The organism is Trichococcus alkaliphilus (assembly GCF_003008695.1).
Taxonomy (GTDB): domain Bacteria; phylum Bacillota; class Bacilli; order Lactobacillales; family Aerococcaceae; genus Trichococcus; species Trichococcus alkaliphilus.
Genome location: NZ_PXZT01000003.1, coordinates 70,429 through 97,414, shown reverse-complemented (window position 1 = coordinate 97,414; position 26,986 = coordinate 70,429). Strand labels below are relative to the sequence as shown.

22 protein-coding genes and 1 tRNA gene are annotated in these 26,986 nt (G+C 50.0%); 15 read left to right on the top strand and 8 right to left on the bottom strand.

All coding sequences use genetic code 11. From position 1 onward, the window contains the following. Position 1 precedes the first annotated feature (1 nt). Entirely contained in the window at positions 2 to 2,002 is a 2,001-nt protein-coding gene (locus tag C7R73_RS03595) for an HIRAN domain-containing protein (RefSeq protein WP_106449167.1), read from the top strand. Between the two features lie 130 nt (positions 2,003 to 2,132). Beyond that, positions 2,133 to 2,636, top strand: coding sequence for an AbrB family transcriptional regulator (locus C7R73_RS03590; RefSeq protein ID WP_086985711.1), 504 nt, complete (start codon positions 2,133 to 2,135; stop codon positions 2,634 to 2,636). Positions 2,637 to 2,704: 68 nt separating this feature from the next. On the opposite strand, the gene C7R73_RS03585 is transcribed toward C7R73_RS03590, so the two are convergent. Next, positions 2,705 to 3,556: a DegV family protein gene (locus C7R73_RS03585; protein WP_106449165.1), complete on the bottom strand. Its 852-nt coding sequence runs from the start codon at positions 3,554 to 3,556 to the stop codon at positions 2,705 to 2,707. Between the two features lie 150 nt (positions 3,557 to 3,706). Continuing rightward, the gene (gene uvrC, locus C7R73_RS03580) at positions 3,707 to 5,491 is read right to left on the bottom strand and encodes an excinuclease ABC subunit UvrC (RefSeq protein ID WP_106449373.1); all 1,785 of its coding nucleotides are present in this window, start codon (positions 5,489 to 5,491) and stop codon (positions 3,707 to 3,709) included. Between the two features lie 155 nt (positions 5,492 to 5,646). Here uvrC and C7R73_RS03575 point away from each other — a divergent pair, with 155 nt between their 5' ends. After that, positions 5,647 to 6,876 (top strand): MFS transporter, encoded by a 1,230-nt coding sequence (locus tag C7R73_RS03575; protein ID WP_106449372.1) that lies wholly within the window; start codon positions 5,647 to 5,649, stop codon positions 6,874 to 6,876. 72 nt (positions 6,877 to 6,948) lie between these two features. Here C7R73_RS03575 and C7R73_RS03570 read toward each other — a convergent pair whose 3' ends face one another. After that, the gene (locus C7R73_RS03570) at positions 6,949 to 9,525 is read right to left on the bottom strand and encodes a vitamin B12-dependent ribonucleotide reductase (RefSeq protein WP_106449371.1); all 2,577 of its coding nucleotides are present in this window, start codon (positions 9,523 to 9,525) and stop codon (positions 6,949 to 6,951) included. A 387-nt stretch (positions 9,526 to 9,912) separates the two neighbouring features. On the opposite strand from C7R73_RS03570, the gene C7R73_RS03565 reads away from it, so the two are divergent. The 3 genes from C7R73_RS03565 to C7R73_RS03555 are packed head-to-tail and all read left to right on the top strand — an operon-like array spanning position 9,913 to position 11,612. Next, positions 9,913 to 10,659 carry an NAD-dependent protein deacylase gene (locus C7R73_RS03565; RefSeq protein WP_106449164.1) on the top strand — a complete coding sequence of 249 codons (747 nt, stop codon included), beginning with the start codon at positions 9,913 to 9,915 and terminating at the stop codon, positions 10,657 to 10,659. A 48-nt stretch (positions 10,660 to 10,707) separates the two neighbouring features. Further along, positions 10,708 to 11,223: a Panacea domain-containing protein gene (locus C7R73_RS03560; protein ID WP_106449163.1), complete on the top strand. Its 516-nt coding sequence runs from the start codon at positions 10,708 to 10,710 to the stop codon at positions 11,221 to 11,223. Continuing rightward, positions 11,220 to 11,612 carry a hypothetical protein gene (locus tag C7R73_RS03555; protein WP_106449162.1) on the top strand — a complete coding sequence of 131 codons (393 nt, stop codon included), beginning with the start codon at positions 11,220 to 11,222 and terminating at the stop codon, positions 11,610 to 11,612. Before C7R73_RS03560 ends, C7R73_RS03555 begins: the two co-directional genes overlap by 4 nt. Positions 11,613 to 11,759: 147 nt before the next feature. Here C7R73_RS03555 and C7R73_RS03550 read toward each other — a convergent pair whose 3' ends face one another. From C7R73_RS03550 to C7R73_RS03530, 5 genes are all read right to left on the bottom strand, one after another. Beyond that, positions 11,760 to 12,173 carry a hypothetical protein gene (locus C7R73_RS03550; protein WP_106449161.1) on the bottom strand — a complete coding sequence of 138 codons (414 nt, stop codon included), beginning with the start codon at positions 12,171 to 12,173 and terminating at the stop codon, positions 11,760 to 11,762. A gap of 40 nt (positions 12,174 to 12,213) precedes the next feature. Then, on the bottom strand, positions 12,214 to 13,131 hold the full coding sequence (locus C7R73_RS03545; RefSeq protein ID WP_106449160.1) for a hypothetical protein: 918 nt from the start codon (positions 13,129 to 13,131) through the stop codon (positions 12,214 to 12,216). Continuing rightward, a complete protein-coding gene (locus C7R73_RS03540; RefSeq protein WP_161525858.1) occupies positions 13,131 to 13,814 on the bottom strand; it encodes a class D sortase in 684 nt (227 codons plus the stop codon). Before C7R73_RS03540 ends, C7R73_RS03545 begins: the two co-directional genes overlap by 1 nt. Before the next feature lie 290 nt (positions 13,815 to 14,104). Beyond that, entirely contained in the window at positions 14,105 to 14,473 is a 369-nt protein-coding gene (locus tag C7R73_RS03535; protein WP_161525857.1) for a cyclophilin-like fold protein, read from the bottom strand. A 184-nt stretch (positions 14,474 to 14,657) separates the two neighbouring features. Then, positions 14,658 to 14,747, bottom strand: a tRNA-Ser gene (locus C7R73_RS03530). Between the two features lie 217 nt (positions 14,748 to 14,964). On the opposite strand from C7R73_RS03530, the gene sstT reads away from it, so the two are divergent. The 9 genes from sstT (at position 14,965) to C7R73_RS03480 (ending at position 26,931) form a co-directional block, all read left to right on the top strand. Beyond that, complete coding sequence (gene sstT, locus C7R73_RS03525; protein WP_205076456.1) at positions 14,965 to 16,185, top strand: serine/threonine transporter SstT; 1,221 nt, start codon at positions 14,965 to 14,967, stop codon at positions 16,183 to 16,185. 308 nt (positions 16,186 to 16,493) lie between these two features. Continuing rightward, a complete protein-coding gene (locus C7R73_RS03515) occupies positions 16,494 to 17,876 on the top strand; it encodes an MATE family efflux transporter (RefSeq protein ID WP_106449155.1) in 1,383 nt (460 codons plus the stop codon). Positions 17,877 to 18,049: 173 nt separating this feature from the next. After that, the gene (locus C7R73_RS03510; protein ID WP_161525856.1) at positions 18,050 to 19,420 is read left to right on the top strand and encodes a CHAD domain-containing protein; all 1,371 of its coding nucleotides are present in this window, start codon (positions 18,050 to 18,052) and stop codon (positions 19,418 to 19,420) included. Between the two features lie 185 nt (positions 19,421 to 19,605). After that, positions 19,606 to 20,580 carry a LacI family DNA-binding transcriptional regulator gene (locus C7R73_RS03505; RefSeq protein ID WP_106449370.1) on the top strand — a complete coding sequence of 325 codons (975 nt, stop codon included), beginning with the start codon at positions 19,606 to 19,608 and terminating at the stop codon, positions 20,578 to 20,580. Between the two features lie 324 nt (positions 20,581 to 20,904). Then, the gene (locus C7R73_RS03500) at positions 20,905 to 21,825 is read left to right on the top strand and encodes an ABC transporter permease (protein ID WP_414718255.1); all 921 of its coding nucleotides are present in this window, start codon (positions 20,905 to 20,907) and stop codon (positions 21,823 to 21,825) included. A gap of 15 nt (positions 21,826 to 21,840) precedes the next feature. Next, complete coding sequence (locus C7R73_RS03495) at positions 21,841 to 22,722, top strand: carbohydrate ABC transporter permease (protein ID WP_086985774.1); 882 nt, start codon at positions 21,841 to 21,843, stop codon at positions 22,720 to 22,722. 46 nt (positions 22,723 to 22,768) lie between these two features. After that, complete coding sequence (locus C7R73_RS03490; RefSeq protein WP_106449152.1) at positions 22,769 to 24,382, top strand: ABC transporter substrate-binding protein; 1,614 nt, start codon at positions 22,769 to 22,771, stop codon at positions 24,380 to 24,382. A gap of 41 nt (positions 24,383 to 24,423) precedes the next feature. Then, entirely contained in the window at positions 24,424 to 25,923 is a 1,500-nt protein-coding gene (locus C7R73_RS03485; RefSeq protein ID WP_239992561.1) for a glycoside hydrolase family 32 protein, read from the top strand. A gap of 54 nt (positions 25,924 to 25,977) precedes the next feature. Further along, on the top strand, positions 25,978 to 26,931 hold the full coding sequence (locus C7R73_RS03480; RefSeq protein WP_106449150.1) for a carbohydrate kinase family protein: 954 nt from the start codon (positions 25,978 to 25,980) through the stop codon (positions 26,929 to 26,931). Positions 26,932 to 26,986 lie beyond the last annotated feature (55 nt).

The following is a 26,986-nucleotide window of genomic DNA, read 5'->3' as shown; positions in this document are numbered from 1 at the left end:
ATTGGAGAATAACCAGAGCATTTTCGATACGATTTGCCGGCTGCGGGACGAACAGCCTGGCCTGCCTTATCGATTCCAGGATGAGCGGACGGCTGGGCAAAAAGATGTGCTATATGTACTCGCATCTGAAGGGATCCCTTTTTGGCGGAAAGAGGACTTGGCGAAGGAGTGCTGCGGCATCCTCAAGGACCTCGTCAACAAAGAAGAAGCGATCCTGACAGATCCTGTCCTGCACCATTTTCTGGAGCATTATCCGATCTGCAGTTATTTCCTGGAATTGCGCGAAAGGGTGCGCATTACTTTGGAAGCGGAATCAGGAGCGAGGGAGCGTCTTTATCACCTCGGAATGCGGCTCGCACGCAGCGGTACCGATCCGGAACAGGTAAAATTGGGCATCATCCTTTTGGGCTTCTTTCCGTATGATACGACCAAACAGATCATGCGCACACTGGGTTACCACAGCGAGTATACCTTGTATGTGCTCGAGAGCATCCAGTTCATTTTCCCTTTGCAGAACAATTTCATCTTTGAACTGGCCAAGCACACGGTCGGTTACGGGAAGCTGGCAGCCATGTTCTTGCTGAAGCCGGTCAGGTGGGAACAGCAGCACTGGATGATGCATGAAGGCATCAAGAGCGATTTCCTCGCCAACATCTATGCCAATCTTTGCATCCAGAAAACGGATATGCGCGCCTATTTCAAAAAGACGGAGATCACGGCCGCCAATTTCACGGATTTCGCTTACCTGATCTGTTATGCCGATTACAACAATGATAGCGTGACCATCGATACCCAGCTGGATTTCCTCTATAAGTTCATCGATAAGCGTGACTATGCGACAAGCTTCATCGATCTGGGGGCGCTCGTCAGCATCTGGTATCAGGTAGTCGATTATTGGCAACAGGATTACGACTTCATCAGTCAAAATGAAACGAAATACCGCCGCACCAAAACAATGTGGGATACCCGCATCGCCCGCTACGAAAAGCTGGTGCATAAAGTCGAAAGTTTCTTGCACCAGCCAAAATGGCGCCACATCGTCTATCAAGAAATTTCCGCCCCGAATGAATCGGATAACCTGATCATGAAAGTGCTCGTCTATCTGAACATGCATCCCGATTTTCCGGCTTTCATGGAAGTGCTGAGTAGGCAACCGTTGGGATTCAACATGCTCGATTTCTTCCTGAAAATCAATCCCGAATTCTATTTCGACGATGTCTGCGAATACCTGGAAGCGATCCTGAACCCGGATCTCTACATGCTCCCTCTGGAAACCGAAGAGCCGGAAAATCCCAGCGTTACGGACCTGATGCGCGCCGACGAATGGTTGCTGCGCCTGTTCGAAGTGATGAGCGAGAAACGCAAATACAATGAAGCCTGGTGCATCCGCGGTATCCATTACCGTCATGCCGGCGTGCGCAAAAAGGCAGTGCAGGTGCTACAACAGCACAGAAAAAAATGGTCAGACCAAGTGGAATCCGAACTCCAGATTGCGCTTGAAAAGGAGCCGAACATCAAACTGAAGCGGCAAATCGACAGACTGTTGCAGCCGGAAAATCTGAAGAACCAAAAAGAAAACCGTTATTTGAAGATAAAGCAGCCGCCTTTGAGCCATGCCCATACCGACAAGGAATTGCTGCATACGTATATCGCCGGCACGCAGTTCCATGAGCTGAGCGGAGTCGCCGATTTCCTGAAACCGGGGGACCTGCTGCAGCTCGTCCGGGAGGCCGATAATGCTTATGACGCGAATGCCATCGCCGTTGCGACGCAAGCCGGCTATATGTTGGGTTATGTGCCGCGCTCGGAGAATCCCGTCCTGGCCAGTCTGCTCGATGCCGAGGAGCGTCTATACGCAATCCTCGAATCGCCGACAGTCGAGATGGAACGCCCGAAAATCACCATTGTCCTGAAACGCACCTTTTTCCAGGCGCAGCCGACTGAACAGGGCCAAGGCATCATCTTGCCGTTCCCGCCGCCCAAGAAAAAGAAATACGAATGAGAAGAAAAGCTGAGAGGAACATCGAAAGAACATGGTGTTCCTCTTTTTGCGCGGAAATGAACTTGACTATTTCGGCAGAAAGTCGAAAATGAGGAGAGAGGGTCATTCTGACATAAGGGAGCATAAATATATGAATTTTGGGAAACTATTGGGTACATTGATCGTGGCATTCATCGGTGGTTGGGCAGGGATCCGATTTCGTGTTCCCGCTGGGGGGATGATTGGCTCGCTGGTCGCAGTCGCCATCTACAATTATTTTTCGCAGATGGGCTACATGCCGGCCAATCTGAAGATCATCGGCCAGATCATCATCGGCGGTACTATCGGCATGAACTTCACGAAAAGCAGCTTGGCTGAAATGAAGCAGGTGTTTTTCCCTGCCGTCACTTCCGTACTGATTTTGTTGACCGTCGGAGTGATTGCAGGCTACATCCTGCATAAAGTGGCCGGAATCGATCTGATCACGGCCTTGCTGGGGACCTCCCCGGGTGGATTGACGGACATGACCATCTTGGCGGCGGCCTTCGAAGCGGACACGATTATCGTCTCCTCCATTCACCTCGTCCGGCTGTTCTCGGTCATTCTGTTGATGCCGATTTTTGTCAGGATCATCAGCACGTATATCAACAAGTAAGCAAAAAATAGTGGGGCGGGAAATCCGAATCGGATTCTCCGCCTCACTATTTTTTTGTATAAATGCTGTCATTCGTATTTCTTCAGGAAGAACAATCCCAGCGTTCCTAGGCCGGTATGCGAGCTGATCGTGGAACCGATCGTGTTCACATAGATGCGGCGCGGATGGAAATGATCTTCGATGTATTGACGCATTTCCTCTATGGCTTCGGGATCGTCGCTATGGCAAAGGAAGACGTTTTGTTCCTGGATCATATCCGCTTCATCGCGCAAGCGTTCATACATCCGGTTCATGACTTTTTTGCGTCCGCGCAGTTTTTCGACGGGGATCAGTTCGCCGTTCACCACTTCAAGCAAAGGTTGGATATTCAGTAATCCCCCAAAAAAGGCGCTGGATTTCGAAAGTCGGCCGCCTTCGGCAAGATAATTCAGATCCTTGACCGTAAACAGAGACACGACGTTGGAAGCCGTGAAACGGACACGCGATTCGATCTCATCCAAAGTAAAACCGGCCTCGCGCATTTCAATCGCTTCGACGACGGACAAGCCTTCACCGACGGAGGCGCTCATTGAGTCGACCAACCGCAGATCGAAGTCTGGGAACTCCTCTTGCAGTTGCTGGTAAGCCAAGTTGGCCGCTTGGTAGGTGCCGGACAGCTTGGCGGAAAGGGAAATGTAGATGCCCGATTCGCCGGCTTCGGCCGCTTTCCGGAAACCGGAAAGGAATTTTTCCAGGGACACTTGGCTCGTTTTCGGGTTACCGCCGCGCGCGATCATTTCATAGACTTTGTCGGCTTGGATTTCGATCATGTCTTCGTATTCGCCGGTATCCAGCAAAGTGGTCAACGGGAAGACTTCCACATCATTCTCCTGCAGATAGGCATAAGCCAGATCACAAGCACTATCGGTAAATATTTTCATAATAAACGCCTCCTCTAGCGCGAGTTCTATCACGGGATATTCCGTGGACTACTCTACAGTATAGCACGTTTCGTCCATTTAGAAAATTTCAGCGCTACAGCTTCATGAAGTGGAACGAAGTGTGTTCGAAGTGGATGCCGGAACAAAGGCTCAATCGTTCAGTTCGCCGAGTTCCTCCTTGATCAGCAATGCAGTCTTTTCTGGGATGCCCAACGCTTTGAGGTCTTCGTAACTGGCTTCGCGGATGTTCTTCATCGTCTTGAAATGCTTCAGGATCTTCGTGCGGGTTTTCGGTCCGACGCCTTCGATCTCGTCCAATTGCGAAGAGATGCTGTTCTTGGCGCGCACTTGGCGATGGAAGGTGATTGCGAAGCGGTGGACCTCTTCCTGGATCCGCTGCACGAGATGGAAGGCTTGGCTGTTCGGACTGAGCTCCACGATTTCATCCTTCTCGCCGAAGATGAGCGAGGACGTCTTGTGCTTCGTGTCCTTGACCATGCCCGCCACCGGGATGTCCAGTCCGAGCTCGTCCTCCAGCACTTCCTTGGCGGCATGCACCTGGACTTTGCCCCCGTCCATCAGGATCAGATCCGGCATGGCGCGTCCTTCGCGCAGCAGCCGGCTATAGCGGCGGCGGATGACCTCCTGCGTCGTCGCGAATTCGTTGCTGCCTTCGACCGTTTTGACTTTGTATTTCCGGTAGTTTTTGCGTTCGGGCTTGCCGTCCCTGTAGACGACCATCGCCGAGACCGGATTGGTTCCCTGAATGTTCGAATGGTCGAACGACTCGATTATCTCCAAGTATTCGATGCCAAGCGCCTCGGAAAGTTCCTGGATGGCGCCGACCGTCTTGTGGGTGTCGCGCTCGATCAGCATGAACTTCTCAGTCAGCGCCAGTTCGCTGTTCGTGATCGCCAGTTCAAGGATGCTGCGCTTGCTGCCGCGGACAGGGGTGTGCACTTTCGTTCCCAGCGCTTCCTGCAGCAATTCCGTGTCGACGCCTTTCGGTACGAGGACTTCCTGCGGCAGGATGTGATTGGGATCCTGATAGAACTGCATAATGAAGGAAGCCAACTCTTCCTCAGGCGTATCGTAGCAGGGGAAAAGGGCGGCTTCGCGTTTGATGATCGAGGACTGACGCAACAGGAAGACTTGGATCGACAGCCAGCCTTTGTCCATATGGAAGGCGAAGACATCACGGTTCGTGTAGTCGCGGGACATGACCGTTTGTTTTTCGACGGTCGCCTCGATGTAGCTGATCTGGTCGCGGTAATCGGCAGCCTGTTCGAAATTCAGGATGTCGGCGGCACGGTGCATTTTTTCCCGCAGATCCTTCTTGATGTCCCTGACTTCGCCGTTCAGGAAAGCGGCAATCCGTTTGATCTGGGCATCGTATTCCTCTTTTGATACCTCATGATCGCAACAACCGATGCATTGGCCCATATGGTAATAGAGACAGGCGCGCTTGGAATTCTTGGCGCACTTGCGCAGCGGATAGATCTTCTGGATGAACTCCTGCGTCTCAGTCGCCGCGTAGACGTGCGGATAGGGGCCGAAGTAGAGGCCGCCGTCATCTTCGACCGTCGAAGTGATGATTAGCTGAGGATCCTTTTCGTTCGTGACCTTCAGATAAGGATACATCGTCCCTTGCTTCAGCTTGATGTTGTATTTGGGCTGGTAACGCTTGATCAGGTTGATCTCCAGCAGCAGCGATTCTTTATTCGTTTTGGTGACGATCGTTTCGAAACGGTCGATGTCCTCGACCAATAGCTGCGTCTTGCCTTCGTGCCTGCTGTGAAAGTAGGATTTCACGCGGTTCTTCAAATTTTTGGCCTTGCCGATGTAGATGATTTCGTCATCCTTGTCCCGCATAATGTAGCAACCGGGCAAGTCGGGCAGCAGCGCCAATTTTTGGTTGATTTCTTCTCTGCTCATCCGTTTCAATCCTTTTACTTTTTGTTGAGAATAGTATACCATGAATGGAAACATACGTTCAGCCGTTTGATTCCGAAAAGGACCGGCGGACACAGTCATTTTTGGGGGCATCCCCATCCCCACAGCAAGGATGTGAAAACAGTGTGGTCAACAAAATGAAATATGAAAAGTGGCAGCGTCAAACCGCTCTCTTTTTGGGCAGCCAGACGATTTCCCTATTCGGCTCGTCGCTTGTCCAATACGCGATATTCTGGTACCTGACTTTGGAAACGCAATCCGGCGTCATCATGACCTTATCGACCATCTTCGGCTTTCTGCCGACTTTCTTCATCTCGCCATTTGCCGGTGTGTGGGCTGACCGCTATAACCGGAAACGCCTGATCGTGCTTTCCGACGGCATCACCGCGCTCTCGACCTTGGTGCTGGTGCTACTGTTCTTGGCGGGGCAGCGTTCGATCTGGATCCTGCTGGCGACATCGGCCATCCGTGCGGTCGGGGCGGGCATCCAGATGCCCGCTGTCGGCGCCATCCTGCCGCAGATCGTGCCGGAAAAGGAATTGACCCGGATCAACGGTCTCAACGGCAGCATCCAGGCCGTCGTCATGCTGGTTTCACCGATGATCAGCGGCGCGCTTTACCAGTTTGCACCGATGGAAGAAATATTCATGATTGATATCGTGACAGCGGCTTTGGCGATCGCCATCATGGTATTCCTGCTGAAAGTCCCTACGCATGAAAAAGCCAGCCATGAACAGGTCAGCAATTACCTGCAGGACATGAAGCTCGGCTTCCGCTACATCCAAAATCACGCCTTCATCAAAAGGCTGTTCCTGTATTTTTCGCTTGCCTTCTTCATGGCCGCTCCGGTCTCCTTCCTTTCCCCGCTGCAGGTCGCGCGTTCGTTCGGCGAGGATGTTTGGCGCTTGACGGCGATCGAAATCGCCTTTTCCATAGGGATGATTGGAGGAGGGCTCTGGATCGCGTCATGGGGCGGCTTCAAGAACCGGATCCATTCTATCGCTTTTGCGATCGGGGCTATGGGCTTCTGCACTTTCGGGATGGGTGTGATTCCGAATTTCTGGATTTACCTCTTCCTGATGGGTCTCGTCGGTCTCGTCATCCCGCTCCTGAACGCGCCGAGCATGACGCTGCTGCAGGAAAAGGTCGAGGAAGATTTCCTCGGCCGCGTCTTCGGCGTCCAAAGCATGGTCGCAAGCTCGATGATGCCTTTAGGGATGCTGATCTTCGGACCGCTAGCGGATCGCATGGCGATCGAAATCCTGATGGCCGTATCGGGCGTGTTCCTTATGGTCGTGGCATTCTTCGCCATCCGCGACCGGGTCCTGTTGGAAGCCGGCAAACCGGAACCTTCGGACGGAGAATAATCAACTGAATACAAAAAACGAGCGCGGCTCATCCAAATCGGATGAGCTGCGCTCGTTTTTTGCTTTATGTGATCAGAGGCCGCATTTCAGTTGCGCGCCGCAGTTCGTGCATGTGTTGCAGCCACCCAGATCTTCGACCGTACCTTGTCGGCAGATTGGGCAGGTATCGCCGATTTCGTTGCCGATTGTGACATCGGTGGACGCGAGACTGGCTATCGAATCAACCAGGAAAGTTTTGTCCTTGTTGATTTTGACGTGCTCTTTCTCTTCCTCAAGCTTGGCTTCGTCATCCCAAACGTTTTCTTCGGCTTTCAGCGTCAGCACTTGCGAATCGCGGCTGCCGTCGACGTAGACCGTACCGCCCTTGGCTCCGCCTAGGTAAAGGCGTTCGTAGATTTTCTCGACTTGATCGACGGTATAGCCTTTCGGCGTGTTCACCGTTTTTGAAATGGAACTGTCGACCCAGCGCTGGATCGTCGTCTGCACATCGACGTGTTCTTCAGGAGCAAGCGTCATGGCGGTCGCGAAATAATCAGGCAACTGGTTCGGATCGGCATTCGGATGACGATCCAGATATTCTTGGACGATATCTGCTTTCACTTCGATGAATTTGCCGAGACGGCCGCTTCGGAAATACGTGAACGAGAAGTAGGGCTCCAAACCCGTGGAAACGCCGGCCATCGTGCCTGTCGATCCGGTAGGCGCCACCGTCAACAGATGCGAGTTGCGGATGCCGTATTTCAGGACGCCTTCACGGACATGCTCCGGCATTTTTTTCATGTAGCCAGTGTTGATGAAACGCTCGCGCAGGATCTGCGTCTCTTTTCCGGTCTGTCCGACCAGGAACGGGAAGCTGCCGCGCGTCTTCGCCAATTCGATGCTTTCTTCGTAGGCCGCCACTGCGATCGTTTCGAATACTTGATCGATCAGCTGCAGGCTTTCCAGTGAACCGTAGCGGACGCCGCAATAGATCAGCATGTCCGCCAAGCCCATGATCCCCAAGCCAATCCGGCGTTCGCCAAGGGCTTGTTTTTTGTTCTCCTCAAGGAAGTAAGGGGTGGAATCGATGACGTTGTCCTGCATATGGATGCCGGTGCGGACAGTCTGTTCCAATTTGGCGAAATCGACCATCTGCAGGTCCTTGTTCACCATTTCAGCCAGATTGACGGCGGCCAAGTTGCAGACGGAATAGGCTGCCAATGGTTGCTCGCCGCATGGATTGGTCGCAACGACCTTTTGACCATAGGCGACTGCATTCGTCATTTTGTTGGCGTTGTCGATGAAGAAGATGCCAGGCTCTGCCGCGTAAGTGGCGCAGACATTGATCAGCCGCCACAATTCGCGGGCTTTGACGGTCCGGAAGGTGCGGACGGCGTTGCCGGCAGCTTCCCAATCGCGGACATCGCCGCAGTTGGTCCATTCGGCGTCATAGTGCGCCATCGCGTCCGCGTCGTAATGTTCGACATCCGGGAAACGCAGCGCATACTCTTCATTCCTCATTACGGCGTCCATGAAGTCGTCGGTGATGCAGACGGAAATGTTGGCGCCGGTCAGGAATTCAGGATTGTTGACGGTGTAAGTGCCACCGTCGCGCAGTTTCTTTTCGGCTTCATGGATGACCGAGGCGTCAAAACCGCCATGTCCGGGAATGTGCTTGTAGTTGACGATGCCTGTATACATGTTGATGTCCTTTGATGAAAACGGCGTGAAATGCAGCTTTTCCTTCGCCAGCATGCGGATCTGTTCATCCTCGAAGTTTTCGATGATGTAGCGCAGGATGCGCGGATTCTGCATCTTCGAAATGATGAATTCGAAGATATCCGGATGCCAGTCGGCCAGCATGATCATCTGTGCCCCGCGACGTGATCCACCTTGTTCAACCAAATGCGTCAGCTTGGCGATGTCATCCATCCAGGAGACGGAGCCTGAAGAGCGGCCGTTGACGCCTTTCACTCCTGTGTGGCGCGGGCGCAACGTCGAACCGTTCGAACCGACGCCGCCGCCACGGCTCATGATTTCCATGACTTTTTTGCGGTGATCGGAAATGCCGCCGCGCGAGTCGGGCACGAAAGGCATGACGTAACAGTTGAAATAGGTAACATCAGTACCGGAGCCTGCGCCGTAGAGCACGCGCCCGGCCGGGATGAAGTTCAGGGCTTTCTGTTCTTCGTAGAACTTCAGGAACGCTTCATGGCGCAGTTCCGGCGTGATTTCGACCTCGGCAAGACCATGCGCATTGCGCATCGCGATCTGTTCGTAGAAAAGCTCCAGCGGTTTGTCCAGCGTCAGGATCCGGCGCGTCACGATGCCGCCTTCCTCGACTTCGAAATCATCGATATTGTGCTGGTATTCCTCGGAAACTTTGATGCGGACAGTCTGTTCCTTGTGGTTTACGGAAAGGACGGTGCCGGTTCCGCGGGCCGGATATTTCGGGTCCTCCTTGACCGTCAGAATCACGAGATCCCCTTCCGACAGGGTCTCCTTGGTGGAATCCTTGTAGGAGTAGCGATCCAACATGACGAGGCGGGACACTCCCTCATAAGTCACGTGCATATCATCCGTGATCGGAAACACATGCGGGAACTGCTCGATGTCCTTGTTCAATTTTTCGAATCCTGCTTTAAATGTGGTCTTTGTTGCATCCACAATAATCACTCCTTCATTTATGGCGAAAACACTAGATGTTGTGCTATCGGTTTGTTTCTCATACCATATATATTAATTCTGTTCACCAGATAAATCAAGGGGAACAGACGGTAAGTCGGAGTATGCAAACGGATGAAAACGTTGTTTGGGTGGAAGGGGATGCGTTTATAAGAATATATCGGCCAATAAGAAGAGGTCGTTGTGCGTCGGGATAGGGAAGTCGGCTTATGCGGAGAGAATGAATGCCGAACAGCCGAGAGGGCAAGCAATTATCCAAATCCGAACACCCCAACAAATCCGTCCCCGCCCAGAATGCGAAATAGTACCCGGTCAGCCCTCGCGAAAGCTATAATATAGGCAGAAAGAACAACAAATGAAAGGAGCTCGAGCATGAATAACGATAAAGAACGCTTCGCGGACATGATCCGCAATTCGCAACGCATCGTCGCCTTCACAGGGGCGGGCATCAGCACAGAGAGCGGCATCCCGGATTTCCGTTCGGCGGGCGGGATGTTCGACAGGCTGAGCGGCCGCCATTTTACTGGCGAGGAAACGCTCAGCATCGGTTTTTTGGAGACGTATCCCGAGCTTTTCTTCCGCAATTATGCGGCGCATTTCGATTTTACGCAGGCGCTCCCGAACGCCGCGCACCGCTTCTTTGCGGCCCTCGAGCAGATAGGCAAAGAAGTCACCGTCGTCACCCAGAACATCGACAATCTGCACCAGTCCGCCAGCAGCAGCGCAATCATCGAGCTGCACGGCAACGGGACGAGATGGCGGACGTTCGACACGGGCGAACCCGCCGATGCCACCGCAATCAGCATGGATGCGGAAGGCATCCAGCGCGATCCCCAAGGCAGGATGGTGCGCCCCGATATCGTGCTCTACGGCGAAATGCTCGATGAGGAAGCGATGGAGCGCGCAGCCGCGGCAATCGGCGCAGCAGACATGCTGGTCGTCATCGGTACCTCGTTGGCCGTCTATCCGGCCGCGAGCTTCGTCCACTATTTCAAAGGCCCATACGCCGTCCTGCTGAACCGTACGCCTGTGCCGCAGTCGCTGGCCTTCCAATTGGCCGTCCAGACCGATGCGGGCGCCTTTTTGGCGGACGTCTGGAAAGAATTTTTTGAAAAATGAAAAACAGGGCGCATTAACAAAAAAAGATGTGGGAAAGGGGAAGTCGTTATGCCCAAACTGAGTCAGCTGGCGAGGTATTTGGTCTATTCCTACGAAAACCATACGGCAGCTCGGTTCGGCGACAACGAGCTGAAGCTGCAAACGATGCTTTATTTCGCGCAGCGGGAATGCCTGGCGGTGGTCGGAGAGCCGTTGTTCGAAGAAAGCTTTGAAGGTTGGGAAGAGGGACCGGTGTTGCCGGAACTGCATTTCTTCTTCGAGGAAGGCTACGAGCCCTTCGAACCATTGGAGATGAAAAAGTTGACGGAGCGCGAACAGTACATACTGGACCTCATCGTCTTTGCGTACGGACAATACGAAGGTTGGTATCTGGCGGATTTGGCGCGCCGCGAAAATTCCTGGCGCAACAGCAGAACGGCAATCCCAGCAGAATCTGCCGAACCCAAACTTATGGCACTTGCGGACATCCGCGAAGACGCGAAAAAAGTGCGGATCTATGATTCCGTTTTTGATGTTTATCTGGATGAGTTGGAGGATTTCGAAGGGGAGGTGCTGGAACGATGAACGAAACGAAAGCCTTCATCGGGGCCATCGTGAAGACCCGGTTTGCCTATCATGACCTTGAAATGGACAAAATTGCCTTCAAATCGCGGCCATTCCTGATCATCGGTGCAGAATACGATACGTTGCCGTGCGACTTCACGGCCTTTCCGATTTCGAAAGTGTCGACGAGCCAAAACATCGACCCCATCCACGACATCAAAGTCGAAAAGGAACGCTACCCCAAATTGAGCCTAAATGCAGACATATCCTACATCCGCATCCATAAAATCCAGACGATCCACAGCTCACAGCTTGCGATCGGGATCCTGTCCTCATTGAGCGAGACCTACCCAGATTTCTATGCGGAAGTGAAGGCAGCTTACCGGGATTTTTCTGGAGGTCTCTTCTGACTGAGCGGAGTAATGACAACAGACTGGAACTTACCGCGCAAAAAAACACCCCTGCACAGCCGAGGGCCCATGATGGGGTCTCCGTCTATCCAAGGGTGTTTTACAATCGATTATGCAAACTCAGCGACGTGCGCTTAAGCTTCCACACTATTTTACGCCATTTCCCTTTGTCGGGAAAGCAGCGACAATAGTGTCGTCTGCACCACTAAAAACAACTTCTTTTGAAGTCACAGTAACAGTAATATCCAACACAGCAGCAGTTGCAGTAAGCTCAGCTAAGATGGCTTGTTTATCAGCTTTCGTAAGTTGATTCATGCTTTTCGCTCCACGTGCATTCACGATAGCTTGTGCATTATTTATGTGGACAATGATTTGATTCGCTTCTTCAGCAGTCACATCATTGGACCTTAAATAATTTTTTGCTTGCTGCACATAATTGGATGGTAAGTTGGTGGCTACCAAAGTTTTGATGATATCATTTTCAGTTGCAGCAGCAACATTCGCTTGCGCTCCGAAGAACAACACGAATGCAAACAAAAGAGATACGATGATTTTTTTCATATTTTTCACCTCCTTTCAATGCATCTGTCCCGATGCTAAATCAGTATTGTTCCATTTCGGCCGTGCTGGCACGATTTTGGCGGTAGGCAGCTCGCTTGGCCTTGCTGATTAGACTGTAGCCCACAAGGCAGGCTATCCCCAAAAAGAAGACCAGTGCCCCGGTTGCCAGCAAAAATGCAGTATAATGCATTGCCAACGTGCGCAGGGCAGTGTTGATGTAATCCGCTGAAACAGTGATGCGTTGCGGAATCTTAAGGCTCAACGCCACGATTGCTGGGATGATGATGAAGGCAGATCCGGAAACCAAGCTGCTGCCGATCCAAATCAGGGAGCGGTAAGGCAGTTTCCAATTCAGGCAGACGAGTGTCCCGGCAATCAAAAAGAAGGTCAACGGTACGAGATAGAAATAAGCAAGAACGGTTTGCAGCATTTTTCTGAAGGTCTGGAATTGCGGGTAAGCAATGACGTTATCCAGATTGAACAGCATTGTATGGCTGCCGACAATGGCGGTGGCTTCATCAATGATAGCACCGGTCTGCGCTTGCAAGATTTTATCGAACGGTTGGTTGTGCTCTGCGGCATAATTCTCAACATAAGCCGTCACGGGTTCCTCGAATAGGCTACGATCAATCTTCATTGCGTAAGTTGCGTCGGGGTCAATCAGATAATTGAGCGCTTGTTCATTGTTCGTGCGGACAAGCTGTCGCAAGCCATATGGGTCCATCGCAGCTTCGATGAAGACTTCCTCAGGTATGGACGTTTCCAGGCTCAACGTCTTGAATTTAGCGGACAGGCTTTCCTCTATTTGAGTGTAATAGGAGCTATCTTCCAACTGCTGATTGAGGTCGCTTGCGTTCAGCAGGACTAGCTTCATGAAAATGACTCCGATCAAGGTAACCACTACAAACATCAGGAGAAAGCTGAGGATCACTCTGCCGATTTTTTTTATGTTTCGCATCACGATTCTCCTTGAAAATTGATTTCCGACAGTGGCTTACCTTCGACCAATTTTGCGGTCACGACATATCTGTCAGGTGTGTTACCGATGTAGTCGAAAGGATAATAAGTGTACAAAGTCAAAATTTGTTCTTCGGAAGGTGCCAGTATACTTTCGTCGGTACTGCTCTTGATTTCGATGTTGCTGATTTCATACATATAGGTTCCGTAGGTCAGCTCGAGGCGGATTTCATCACCAATCTGCGCTTCATCCAGCGTCTTGAAGACCGAATTGGTGTGCCCGGTGATGACTGTGTTTCCGATATCCCCCGGAAAAACTGAACCATAATATTGACCGGCACCATCTAACAATTGGGTTGCACCGTCGCCAACGAAAACAGGCGAGACGATGCCTGCCGCATCCACGTTCAGCGTCCCATATTCATCCCCATATTTCGGGAAAGAGAGTTGGTTCACTGTGGTTGTCTCTGTCACAATCACACTGCTGTCGCTCAGATTAGTCTGATTGATGGCGACTTCTTGTGGGAAAAACATCCGAGATATGTTAAGAGCGTAGGAGACATTATCAAAAAAAGCCAAGGAAAGCAGCGTAATGCCGGATACGAATAGCAGTACCGGGATGCCAATCAGCGTAGCGATTCTCCGTTGCTTTGCCCGATTTTTTTGACTTATTTTTTTTTTCATCATTCCACTCCATTCATTTAAGGTGATTCAGAGAGTATGTAGTTTCCGCGAAAAATACAAGGAAACAGAAAACGACGTTTTACTTTCGAATGTAATTATATTATTCCATGGATATCATGATCCCTACCGTTTATAGTCTTATAGGACTATAAACGACTTCTACCGTACTTGTATTAATAGGCTATACCTCACCTGAATAATTCATACAGTCTCAAATGACTATTACTAACCTTGATACAGCAGCATTTTCCGGTGTATCGATTTCAATCCTAACCGCGGGTATATTGCTTTCAAGTAACAACGATTTCTACGTTGGCGATGACGGTATTGCCCGCCATTGCCAAATGGGAGCTGATATCTTCATTAATGTCGCCAAGGTGCATAGCTTCATAGGGATGTAAGGGCGCATCCTCGAATGGAATGGCGAAAACACCGAATCCTGCATAACAATAGAGTCCGCCCGCATGGACAATGTTTGTTGTAGGCATTCCCGAAATCGGGAGCAGCTTCGGCAACGGTGCATAATATTCCTGATTGGCATATCTTTTGAACGTCAGCTCGATGGGATCTTGCAGAGCGAATGTTTCAATAGTATGTTCTTCCTTCAGGTTAACTGTATATGCGATCCCATCAATCAGTAATTTCATAGTATTCGTCATCGGATCAACTTCTTTCGCAAGTCTTTGCAACGGAATCAATCAGCTTTTGTATTCAGACTAGCACTTGAAGTGGACTCCAAGTCAATATCGAATACAGATTAAACTGATTATTGCACCAAACAAAAGGCCAGCACCCCATTTCGGGAGTGCTGGCCTTTTGTCGGACAATATTTAAAAGTTTTTAAGGAGAATGGGGGATTCGAACCCCCGCGCGCCTTTCGACACCTAACGCATTTCGAGTGCGTCCTCTTCAGCCGGACTTGAGTAATTCTCCATAAATGACATTATACCGCTTTTCGAACAATCAGAAAAGAAGATTTTTCAAAAAGTACCTAAAAAGGCAGAAAAATTTTTGAAAAGGGATCCTGTCGATGAAGCGCGCTAAAACGGAAATATTAAGGTTTTCTTCCTCGGTAGATTAAATTATGGTAGTATAAAATTCTGCGTACTCATTTATCTATCACTTTTACATACATCAGGAGGAATTTGAATTGTATAAACTAATGAATCACTGGTACAAGCTGAGTCTTGTCAAACGTATCATCGCCGGTCTTATCATAGGTATTATTCTTGCGGTAACCATTCCGGATGCAGCAAAGCCGGTCACCATTTTTGGATCACTGTTTGTCGGCGCTCTGAAAGCGATCGCGCCGATGCTGGTATTTTTCTTGGTTGCATCCGCGATTTCGCAGCACAAAAAAGGCCAACAGACGAACATGAAATCTGTCATCGTGCTCTACCTTTTGGGGACATTCTTGGCGGCACTCGTAGCCGTGGTCGCCAGCTTTATCTTCCCGGTTACTTTGACATTGGGCGCCGGGGCTGAGGATATCGCCGCTCCAGGCGGTGTGGTGGAAGTCCTGAAGGCGTTGCTCCTGAACGTCGTGGACAATCCGGTCAAGGCGCTCTACAATGCCAATTATATCGGCATTTTGTCATGGGCCCTTATGCTCGGCTTTACTCTGAAGAATGCCGCAGCTTCAACCAAGCTGATGCTGTCCAATGTTTCTGATGCGCTGACGGAAATGGTCAGGATCGTCATTGCCTTCGCACCTTTAGGGATCATGGGGCTTGTGTTCGATGTCATCGCGACAAGCGGAATCGGCGTTCTGTTTAGCTATGGGAAACTGCTTGCGGTCCTGATCGGATGCATGCTGTTCGTCGCTTTGGTCGTCAACCCGATCATCGTCTACATCTATATCCGTTCCAATCCGTTCCCGCTCGTCTTCAGATGCTTAAGGGAAAGTGGCATCACAGCCTTCTTCACAAGAAGTTCTGCTGCGAACATCCCCGTGAACATGACGCTGTGCGAGGACCTTGGATTGGATAGGGATACTTATTCCGTATCCATTCCGCTTGGGGCAACCATCAACATGGCCGGCGCGGCGGTAACGATTTCCGTCCTTACTTTGGCAGCGGTCAATACCTTGAATATCCCGGTGGATTTCGCGACAGCCTTCATCCTCAGCATCCTGGCAGCCATCAGCGCCTGCGGGGCATCGGGTGTTGCCGGTGGTTCCCTGCTACTTATCCCGCTCGCGGCCAGTCTGTTCGGCATCCCGAACGATGTGTCTATGCAAATAGTCGGTGTCGGTTTCATCATCGGAGTCCTGCAGGATTCATTCGAAACAGCCCTCAACTCATCGACAGATGTTCTCTTCACTGCGACTGCCGAATTCGCGAAACGACGCAAAGAAGGCAAGATTGCCTAAAAAAGAACAAAATAGTCTGCACCAAAGCATGCTACTGGTCCCGAAGCGGATCAGTGGCATGCTTTTTTCGATTGTCGAATTTGCAGCGGAATCGGAGAAGAGAGCATCGCAGATTTATAAGCAAATTACATGCTGTTTGATCGCTTGTTGCCTGTATGAAAAGGATAGGCAGTTTATGCAACTTTGTTGAACATAAATTTTTGAGAAGAATAGTTGCTCAAAAATATGCTATACTTGAAGAAAGAATGAGGATGGACAAGTGAGTGTTGGGTACTTTGCATCAGAGCACGAGTCGTAGGAGGTTGATTATGGGGGAAGAGAAGCAAACGGACATAAAACAGCTGAAAAGTCCGATCAACAAGGAAATCATGAACATTGCGTGGCCGGTTCTGATCGAACTGGTCCTGAGTTCGTTGTTCGGGATGATCAACATGATGATGCTGGGGAATATCGCGGATCATGCCTATGCTGCAGCGGCCGTTTCGGCGGTCGGGGTGACGAACCAACCGCTATTCCTCGGGCTGGCCGTAGTACAGGCGTTGAATATAGGAGGCACAGCCTTGATCGCCCGCTATTTCGGAGCCGGAAAACACGACCGGATGGAAAACGTCATGAAGCATGTCATGATCATCAGCATGATTCTTTCCGCCCCATTGGCCCTAGCCGGCTTTGTCTATTCCGATCAGATCATGGCCTTTATGGGCGCACAGCCCGATACAGTCGAAGTCGGGAGGCTCTATTTCCGCATCATCTGCATCAGTTACCTGTTGCAATCCTTCAATTTCAGCATTTCCGGTTCCTTGCGCGGGATCGGCGAAACACAGATTCCGATGGGCGTGAATTTGCAAGCGAATTTTCTGAATGTCATCGGCAATGCCTTGCTGATTTATGGACTTTTCGGGGTTCCGGCTTTGGGCATCGAGGGCGCGGCGTTTTCGACAGTCATCGCCAACCTAGTGGCCAACTTCCTGCTGATCCGTTACCTGCGTTCCGGCAAGAGTAAGCTGAATTTTTCTTTCGCGCATCCTTTCCACTTTTCGATGAAAACGATGAAAAGTTTGGCGAAAATCGGACTGCCTTCAGCGTTGGAACAATTGGCGCTGCGTTCCGGGATGATTCTGTTCATCCAGATCGTGTCAGGCTTGGGGACCGTCGTCTTTGCCGCCCACAACATCGGCATGAATATCCTGACGCTGTCATTCACGCTCGGACAAGCCTTCGGTATTGCGGCGTCAGCCTTGGTCGGCAGGGCATTGGGGGCCGGGGACGCGAATCTGGCCGAAAAATATGCCTCGCGGACCGGTAAAATTGGCAGCCTGTGGGGTGCGATCCTCGGAGTAGCCTTCTTTTTCGGAGCCGAATACATCGTCGGCTTCTATTCCAGCGATCCGGAAATCATCCGGAATGCCTCAATCGCCATCCGGGTTGCGGCCATTACACAGCCTTTCCAGTCGCACCAGCTGATCGTCGCGGGTTCGTTGCGAGGGGCAGGGGATACGATTTTCCCGCTGATCTCGACTTTCCTTGGGATTTTGATCATTCGTGTCGCAGCCGCCACATTCTTTGTTCAGGTGCTCGGACTCGGCATCCTCGGAGCCTGGTTGGCCGTTATGCTGGATCAGATCATCCGTTGGTTCCTGATTGCAATGCGGTTCCGATCCGGCAAATGGAAAAAGATGAAACTGGCATAAATTCATCCCAAAATAATTCAACAAGCCTCGGCTAATCCGCCTCTTTCTGAAAAAGAGGCGGATTTTTTTCACATGAACTGGCGAAAAATGGTATACTGTTCAATGAGAGAGCGGTTACAAATTATGATCTGTTAGCCGTAAAGAAGAGGCCAATATAAAGGAGGATGAGCAGTATGGGAGGACAACTGATACTAATTCGGCATGGAATCGCGGAAGAGCGTACGCCTGAAGGGGATGACTTCTACAGAAAACTGACGGAAGCAGGAGTGGAGGAACTGACTGCGTTTCTGCCCGACATCGCACCCTTACTGACCGAGAGCGGAAACCTGAAGATATGGACAAGCCCATTGGTCCGGGCGCGTCAGACTGCTGAATTGGTGGCTGAGGCCACTGCCGTCAAAGTGATCCAACCGCAAGAATTTTTGGAGACCGGTGATTATGTCGCTTTTATGGAGGCATTGAACCAGGAGGACGATGGCTTCAATTTGGCGCTTGTCGGGCACGAACCTTATATGAGCATCTGGACGAAAGAATTGATCGGTGCCGCGATTCCGTTCAAAAAAGGGGCAGTCGCCTTCTTTACGGTCGACATGACCGCAGACCCGATCGGCAATCTGGAGTGGCTGTTGGCGCCGGGCGAATCGGCGAAACGCAAACATGAAGATGCCGCTGACAAAAAGCATGCGGCTGATAAGCACGAAGGGACCGCGGATTGGGGCCCGTGCGACGGCGAAGATACATTATATGCCGGCATCATCAACGAACAAATAGCCGGGGTCCAGCATGCCTATGCCGCTTATCAACAGGATCCCGTCGATCCGGAATCGGCCCATGCACTGCGAGTCGCAATCCGCCAACTGCGGGCTTTGTTGAATTTCAACAAAGCGAACGGCGAGGAGAAATATTACCGGGAAGCGGGCGAAGACTGGCGCGACATCGCAATCACCTTCGGATACCTGCGCGAGCTGGATGTGCTGATGGAAGAGTGCCGTGAGCTCCGCGGGTTGTATCCTGAAATGCTTGCCGAGGATGGCCAAGTCATGACTTGGTTGATGGAAGAACGCCAAGGCGAACAGGCCAGCATTCATGAATTGATCACAAGCGGTGCTCTCACCGAACGCATTCTCGATGCGGAAGCCGCTACGGCTCATTACTTGAAATCCATCAACTTGGATGATGACCAGCAGAAAAAAGCGACAATCAAAAAGCTGGAAAAAATGAAGAAACGCCTGATGCGCAAGTGGGAAGAAGTCGATTTCTCAAACCATGAACAGACCCACAGCCTGCGCATCAATGCCAAAAAACTACGCTATGCCGCAACTTACCTTGCCCCAATCCTTGGTGAAAAGGACAAGGATACTATCAAAGAGATGAAGAAAGTCCAGACTGCACTCGGTACGCTCTGTGACCTCGACATCAACGGACACCTGCTGTTGGAGATGGCAGATAAGACAGACGATTCCGATCTGCAGAACGACTTCAGAAAAATCAGCGAACATCAGTTCCAGCGCAGGGAAGCGATATTGAACGACGAAGCAGATTGAATATAAAAGAAGCCCGTCCAATAACCGTTCAAACGGTCATTGGGTGGGCTATTTTTTGTGATTCTGCTATGGAACCGGAAAGGAATTAGCATTTAAACTGCAGCTATACTTATTTTGTTGACTCTGCTATCATGATAATTAGATTGTAAGTGTATACAGGAAAGGAGGTAATCCATTTGGGAACAATGAAGGATGTAGCTGCTTTAGCGAAGGTGGGCGTCGGAACCGTATCGCGTGTGCTGAACAATTCCGGAGCCGTAAAAGAATCGACCCGCAGAAAAGTGGAAGCGGCGATGAAAGAGTTGAATTATATTCCGAATGCCTATGCACGCGGCCTGAAGATGAACAAGACGCACACGATCGCATTGATCATTCCGACAATCTGGCATCCGTTTTTTTCGGAGTTCGCCTACTATGTGGAGCGGAATTTGTCTGAACATAAGTACAAGATGCTGTTGTGCAACTCTGATGTCAGCAATGACAAGGAACTGGAATATATTCAGATGGTCCAAGAAAACAAGGTGGACGGCATCATCGGCATCACCTATTCGGATTTGGATAATTTTGTCTCGTCGCATTTGCCTTTCGTCACCATTGACCGTCATTTCAAGGAAGAAACGGTTTGTGTCACCTCGGACAACCTTCATGCAGGTCAATTAGCTGTAGAAAAGTTGGTTGAGAAGGGCTGCAAAAAACTCGGGTATATCGGAACCCATTCACGCTTTCCGAGCGAGACGACAAAAAGAAGAGTGGGCTTCGAAGAGCAAGCTGAGCTTATGGGAATTCCTTATGCCATCTACGATGGGGAAGACCCTGTTGTGGAATTCAAGCAGGAGATACGAACCTTTCTCGAAGAAAATCCGGATGTGGATGGCGTATTTGCCCACACAGATTTTATTGCTTTGGACATTCTGGAAGTTTTGGAGGAAATGAATCGCAAAGTACCGGAAGAGGTGCAGATCATCGGGTGCGATGGCATCAAGATGGAAGCAGGGCGCAAACAGATCGTATCGACAATCCGTCAGCCTGTGGATTTGATGGCCAAAGCCGCAGTCGAAAAAATCATCCAGGTGATCGATGGCGAACCCGTCAAAACGAAGATCACTTTGCCTGTCCATTACATAGAAGGACCGACGACGAAAAATGAAATTTTAAAATAATATGTTTTTGGTATTGACAGAAAACGGTTACTGAATTATTATATGTTTAAATCAAAAACATATTTTTTTGAAGCAAAGTGGAAACGTTTCAATTATCGAATAAACGTTTCCCTATTTTTGAAATCGCGGGCAGTTTGATGATCCATCAACCGCACCGATTTCAAAAGTAGCATGCCGATTCTTCAGAATTTATTTTTTTGAACTAAAGTGGAAACGTTTCAATTATCGAGCATGAATCTTTCCACATTTTTTTGAAGCAAAGTGGAAACGTTTCAATTTCCAAAAGGAGGAGTTAGATCAGTCATGAAAAAAAGCCAGACAAGCATCAAACCAAAGGGCACACAAACAAAATGGGAATTCATCAAACAGCACCGAATGCTCTACTATATGCTGTTGCCGGGACTGTTACTCACACTGGTATTTAAATATTTCCCGATGTACGGCATTCTCTTGGCTTTCAAGGATTACAACCCGCTGCGTGGGATCATGGGAAGCGAATGGGTGGGAGTGGAAAACTTCGTACAGTTCATCGACTCACCGAACTTCTCAGTGTTATTGGAGAATACGCTCAAAATAAGTATTTACGGACTGATCTTGGGGTTCTTCCCGCCGATCCTCTTGGCATTATCCTTGAATCATCTGATCAGCACAAAATGGAAGAAGCGATTCCAACTGATTCTGTATGCACCGAACTTTATTTCCTTGGTGATTGTTGTGGGGATGTTGTTCATGTTCCTGGCCGCGGATGGCCCGATTAACGGATTAATTGAAACCATCACCGGTTCGCGAATCACGTTCATGACCGACCCGAATTATTTCCGGACTTTGTACATCCTATCCGGCATTTGGCAAGGAATGGGCTGGGCATCGGTCCTCTACACAGCCACACTGGCAAACGTCAGCCAAGATCTGATCGATGCAGCTCACATGGACGGCGCCAATATCTTGTACCGGATCTGGTACATCGATCTTCCGGCGCTGCGCCCGATCATGGTCATCCAGTTCATCCTTTCTGTCGGGGGAATCATGAACGTTGGTTATGAGAAAGCTTTCCTGATGCAAACATCTATGAACCTGCCTGTTTCGGAGATCATATCGACCTACGTCTACAAAGTCGGGTTGCAAATGGGGGATTACGGATATTCAACGGCAGTCGGGTTATTCAATACAGTCATCAATGTCATCTTGCTGTTGGCCGTAAACATGATAGCAAACAAAGTAAACAATGATGACGCGGCTTTATAGAGAGAGGAGAACAAAATGATAACGTTGACAAAATTTGACCGCAGCGTCCTGCTGCTGAATCGTATCCTGATAGGGTTACTCGTCCTGATCACCTTATCGCCGTTGCTGTATGTATTGATTGCTTCCTTCATGGATCCCTTCATCCTCCGCTCGCAAGGCCTGAGTCTGAATCCTGCGAATTGGAGTTTGGATGGCTATAATCGGGTGCTGAAGGACCCGGCAATCATAAGAGGTTTTGTGAATTCGATTTTCTATTCGTTCACTTACAGTGCATTGACCGTGGGGGTATCGATCTTGACTGCCTATCCTTTATCAAGAAAAAAACTGGTAGGCAAACGACCGCTAACAATCTTTTTTATAATCACGATGTTCGTAGGTGGCGGGTTGGTTCCTACTTATTTATTAGTGAAAAACCTGGGCATGTTGAACACCGTCTGGGCAATTGTCCTTCCAGGCTCAATCAATGTTTGGAACATTATCTTGGCCCGGACGTACTTTCAACAACTACCCGCCGAGTTGGAGGAAGCAGCCATCATTGATGGCGCGAATGAACTGCAAATATTCTTTAAGATCATGCTGCCATTGGCGAAACCAATCATTTTCGTGCTGTTCCTCTACGCTTTCGTGGGTCAGTGGAATTCTTACTTCGATGCCATGATTTACCTGAATGATGCGGACCTGCAGCCACTCCAAATTGTGCTGCGAAAAATACTGATTCAAAATCAACCACAACAAGATATGATCGGATCGGCGACTCAAATGGCGGAAATGGCCCAGTTGGCCGAACTGATTAAATACTCAACAATCGTCATCTCCAGCTTACCGCTTCTGATCATGTATCCATTCTTCCAGAAGTACTTCGATAAAGGGATGATGGCAGGTTCACTCAAAGGTTAGGCAATACGCAACACAAAATAAATACACTATAAAGGAGAAATACAAAATGAGAGTAAAATACCTTGGCACAGCACTATTATCCACAGCAACAGTCCTGACTTTAGCAGCATGCGGTTCTTCCGGCGGGGCCTCTTCCCCCGATTACGAATTGACCAATGTCTCGTTCCCTTTGGAGGAAGAAGTGACCTTGAAGATGTCCACTTCCAGTTCTCCGTTGGCACCGGCTGATCCGAATGAGAAGTTGATCTTCCAGCGTTTGCAGGAGCAATCGGGCGTCCAAGTCGAATGGAAAAACTATTCGTCGGATTACATTGAAAAACGGAATCTGGACATTTCCAGCGGCGACTTGCCTGATGCCATGTGGAATGCCGGCGCCAGCGACTATGATCTGCTTTCCTGGGCGGAAGACGGCATCATCATTCCCTTGGAAGACCTGATCAATGAACATATGCCGAACTTCAAAAAAGTATTGGACGAAAACCCGGAATACCTGGCTATGATCACAGCGCCGGACGGCCATATCTACTCGTTGCCATGGATCGAAGAATTGGGCCAGGATAAAGAGTCCATCCATACCGTAAATGATATTCCGTGGATCAATGTGGATTGGTTGGAAGCATTGGGCTTGGAGATGCCGCAAACAACGGAAGAATTGATGGTTGTATTGGAAGCATTCAAAACCCAAGACCCGAACGGCAATGGCAAAGCGGATGAAATCCCGATGTCCTTCATCAACGATGGCGGAAATGAAGACATGAAGTTCCTCTTCGGCGCATTTGGCATCGGCGACAACGATGATCACTTGGTAGTCAATGATGACGGCACAATCGACTTTACTGCCGACAACGAAGAATTCAAAAATGGCGTCACTTATTTCAACGAACTGTACAACAAAAACCTGATTGATGTGGAAGCTTTTGAACAGGATTGGAATGCCTACGTAGCTAAAGGGAAAGAGCAACTGTTCGGCGTGTATTTCTCATGGGATAAAGCCAACGTTTCGGGAGCGAACGATTCCTACGAGCCGCTTCCTGCACTGGCTGGTCCAAGCGGAGAAAAACACGTTACGCGTACGAACGGCTTCGGATTCAGCCGTGACCGTTTCGTCATCACAAGCGCCAACAAAAATCTAGAATTGACTGCCAAATGGGCAGATCAAATGTACGTGCCGATCCAATCTGTGCAGAACAACTGGGGTACTTACGGAGATGAAACGCAGCAGAATATCTTTGAATACGTAGAAGCCACAAATTCGTTGAAGCACCTGCCGTTGGACGGCACTGCACCGGGCGAATTGCGCCAAAAAACCGAAGCTGGCGGACCTTTGGCAATCTTGGATGAGTACTACGGAACTGTGACGACAATGCCGGATGATGCACAATGGCGTTTGGATATCTTCAAAGACACTTACTTGGCTGATGTTCATAATCAATTCAACTATCCACGCGTATTCTTGTCATTGGAACAGGCAGACCGGATCGCACAGATCGAAGCGGACTTGATGCCGTTCGTCAACAGAAAACGTGCAGAATGGATCGCAAACGGGAAAATCGCCGAAGAATGGGATGCCTACGTAGAGGAATTGAACCGTTTAGGACTGGAAGAATGGATGCAAATCAAACAAGATGCTTATGATACATACTTGTCAAACAACAAATAACAAGAAATAAAATAAATCAAATCCAAGAAATGAGGGATAGCGTGAGCATTCAAAGCCAAGTGGCCTATTCAACAGAGCGGGCCAACCGATACATAGCAGAAAATAAAGGGATAGTGAATCCTCTTTACCGGAATCACTACCATGCATCACCGCCAGTGGGCTGGATGAACGATCCGAACGGCTTCGTCCAGTACCAAGGGGCGTACCACCTGTTTTATCAATTCCATCCCTATGATGCGAAATGGGGCCCGATGCATTGGGGCCACATGAAGTCGACGGACTTGATCCATTGGGAAGACTTGCCTGTCGCCTTGGCGCCGGATCAGGCGTATGACCGGTTCGGTTGTTTCTCAGGAAGCGCCATCGAACGAGATGGGAAACTGTATCTGCTTTACACAGGAGTGACCGAAGCCAATGAAGAAGGCGTCCATCACCAGGTGCAGTGTCTGGCGGTGTCGGAGGATGGTCTGCACTTCGAGAAAGTGCAGCAAAATCCGGTCATCCCGGTTGCGGCTTTACCGGCAGATGCTTCCCAGATCGATTTCCGGGATCCTAAAGTTTTTGAACACGAAGGCATGTACTATACGGTAGTCGCCTCCAAGGCTGGCGACGAGACAGGGCAGATTTTACTTTACCAATCTGCTGACTTGGTGGAATGGGAGTTTGCCTCCGTCTTCCTGAAGGGGAACAAAGAGCAAGGGATCATGTGGGAATGCCCGGATTTCTTCCACTTGGATGGGAAAGATTGCCTGATCTTCTCGCCGATGCAATGGCCGCAGGATGGGGACGACTATCAGAATCTGAATGCGTCGGTACTGGCTGTCGGCGAGGTGGATTGGGCGACGAAACAGTTCCACCCGGAAAGTTATCAAGAATTGGATCACGGTTTGGATTACTATGCTCCCCAAAGCCTTGAGGACGACAAAGGCAGAAGGATCTGCATCGGTTGGATGCAGATGTGGGGAAGAAATTTCCCGACAGATGAGCTGGGCCACGGCTGGACAGGATCGATGACGATCCCGAGAGAGCTGAAATGGGAAGATGGCAAGTTGAAGCAATATCCGATCGGCATCGTAGCGAATAGCGACAATCAGGGAGAAATCAGCCCGGTGATCACGATGGCAGATGCCAAAGAAACAATCCCTGGTATCGCAGGGGATTGCGGATTGCTGACGCTGAAAGTGGACACGTCCGGATTGGAAAAACTGTCCATCCATCTCCGTGAGAACGAGAACGAAAGAACCATAGTCTACTATGACAAAGCAAAGAATGAATTAGGAATCGACCGATCAGCAAGCGGCATCGTCCTGAAGGGTGAAGAAGCGACACCTCCCGTCAGCCGGAGAGTTGTGTTGTCCGGAGAGCGGGATTATCTTGAACTCGCCATTTACTTGGACAGTTCGTCGGTTGAAGTATTTGAGAAGAACGGCGAAGCGGTCATGACCGCGAATGTTTATCCTACCGAAAAAGCGACAGGCATTTCCTTTGAGTGCAGCGGCAAAGCTGTTTTTGAGGAAGCGACTTTTACGCCCTTCATTTAATCGGGTGTGCAGTTAGCTGTGCCGGACAAATATTTTAGGAATGAAGGAGACGTTATGCGGAGAGTTTATACGATTGGAGAAATACTGATTGATTTTTTCCCGAGTGAAATCGGCGTACCTTTGAAAGAGGTCCAGAGCTTTACCAAGCAACCGGGAGGGGCGCCGGCGAATGTGGCTGTGACGGTCAGCCGCCTGGGCGGAAACGCGAGCTTCATCGGCAAAGTGGGCCAAGATGCCTTCGGTGATTATCTGACAGATGTCCTCAAACAGAATCAGGTGGATACTCATCACCTTTTCAGGACCGCTGAGGCAAACACGGCGTTGGCGTTTGTGTCGCTCCAGGAAAATGGGGAACGCGAATTTAGTTTCTACCGCAATCCCAGCGCGGATATGCTGTTGGACAAGGAAGAGCTGAATGAGCTTGTTTTCACGGCTGCAGACATCCTGCATTTTTGCTCGGTCGATCTGATCGAAGCACCAGTAAAGTATGCGCATCTTGCAGCCTTGGAAAAAATGAAACAGGCAGGCGGGACGATCGTTTTCGACCCGAATGTCCGCTTGAATCTGTGGCCTGATCCGGAAATGCTGAAACAGACGATCCAGCAATTCCTTCCGTATGCGGACATCCTGAAAATCAGCGATGATGAATTGGCGTTCATAACGGGAGCTGATTCAGAAGAGGACGGGATAGCGGCATTGTTGAAGACGGAGCCGAAACTGCTGATCTTTACAAAAGGGAAAAATGGAGCGGATCTGTACTTCAAAGGCGGGAAGGCCAGCGTTGAAGGGCTAAGCGTCCAAGCAGTGGATACGACAGGGGCAGGCGACTCGTTCATCGGTGCTTTCCTCTATCAGATAGCCAACAAAGCCGATTGGGAAGACTGCAGCCTGGATGAAATACGCGAGATGGGAACTTTCGCCAATCGTGTGGCCGCGTTGGTGACGACGCGACCAGGCGGCATGCAATCCATCCCGACCCTGCAAGAAGTGTTGAGCTTGGAAGGATAAATCATAAAAAAGGACCGCTACCTAAATCGAGTGAGATTTAGGTAGCGGTCCTGCT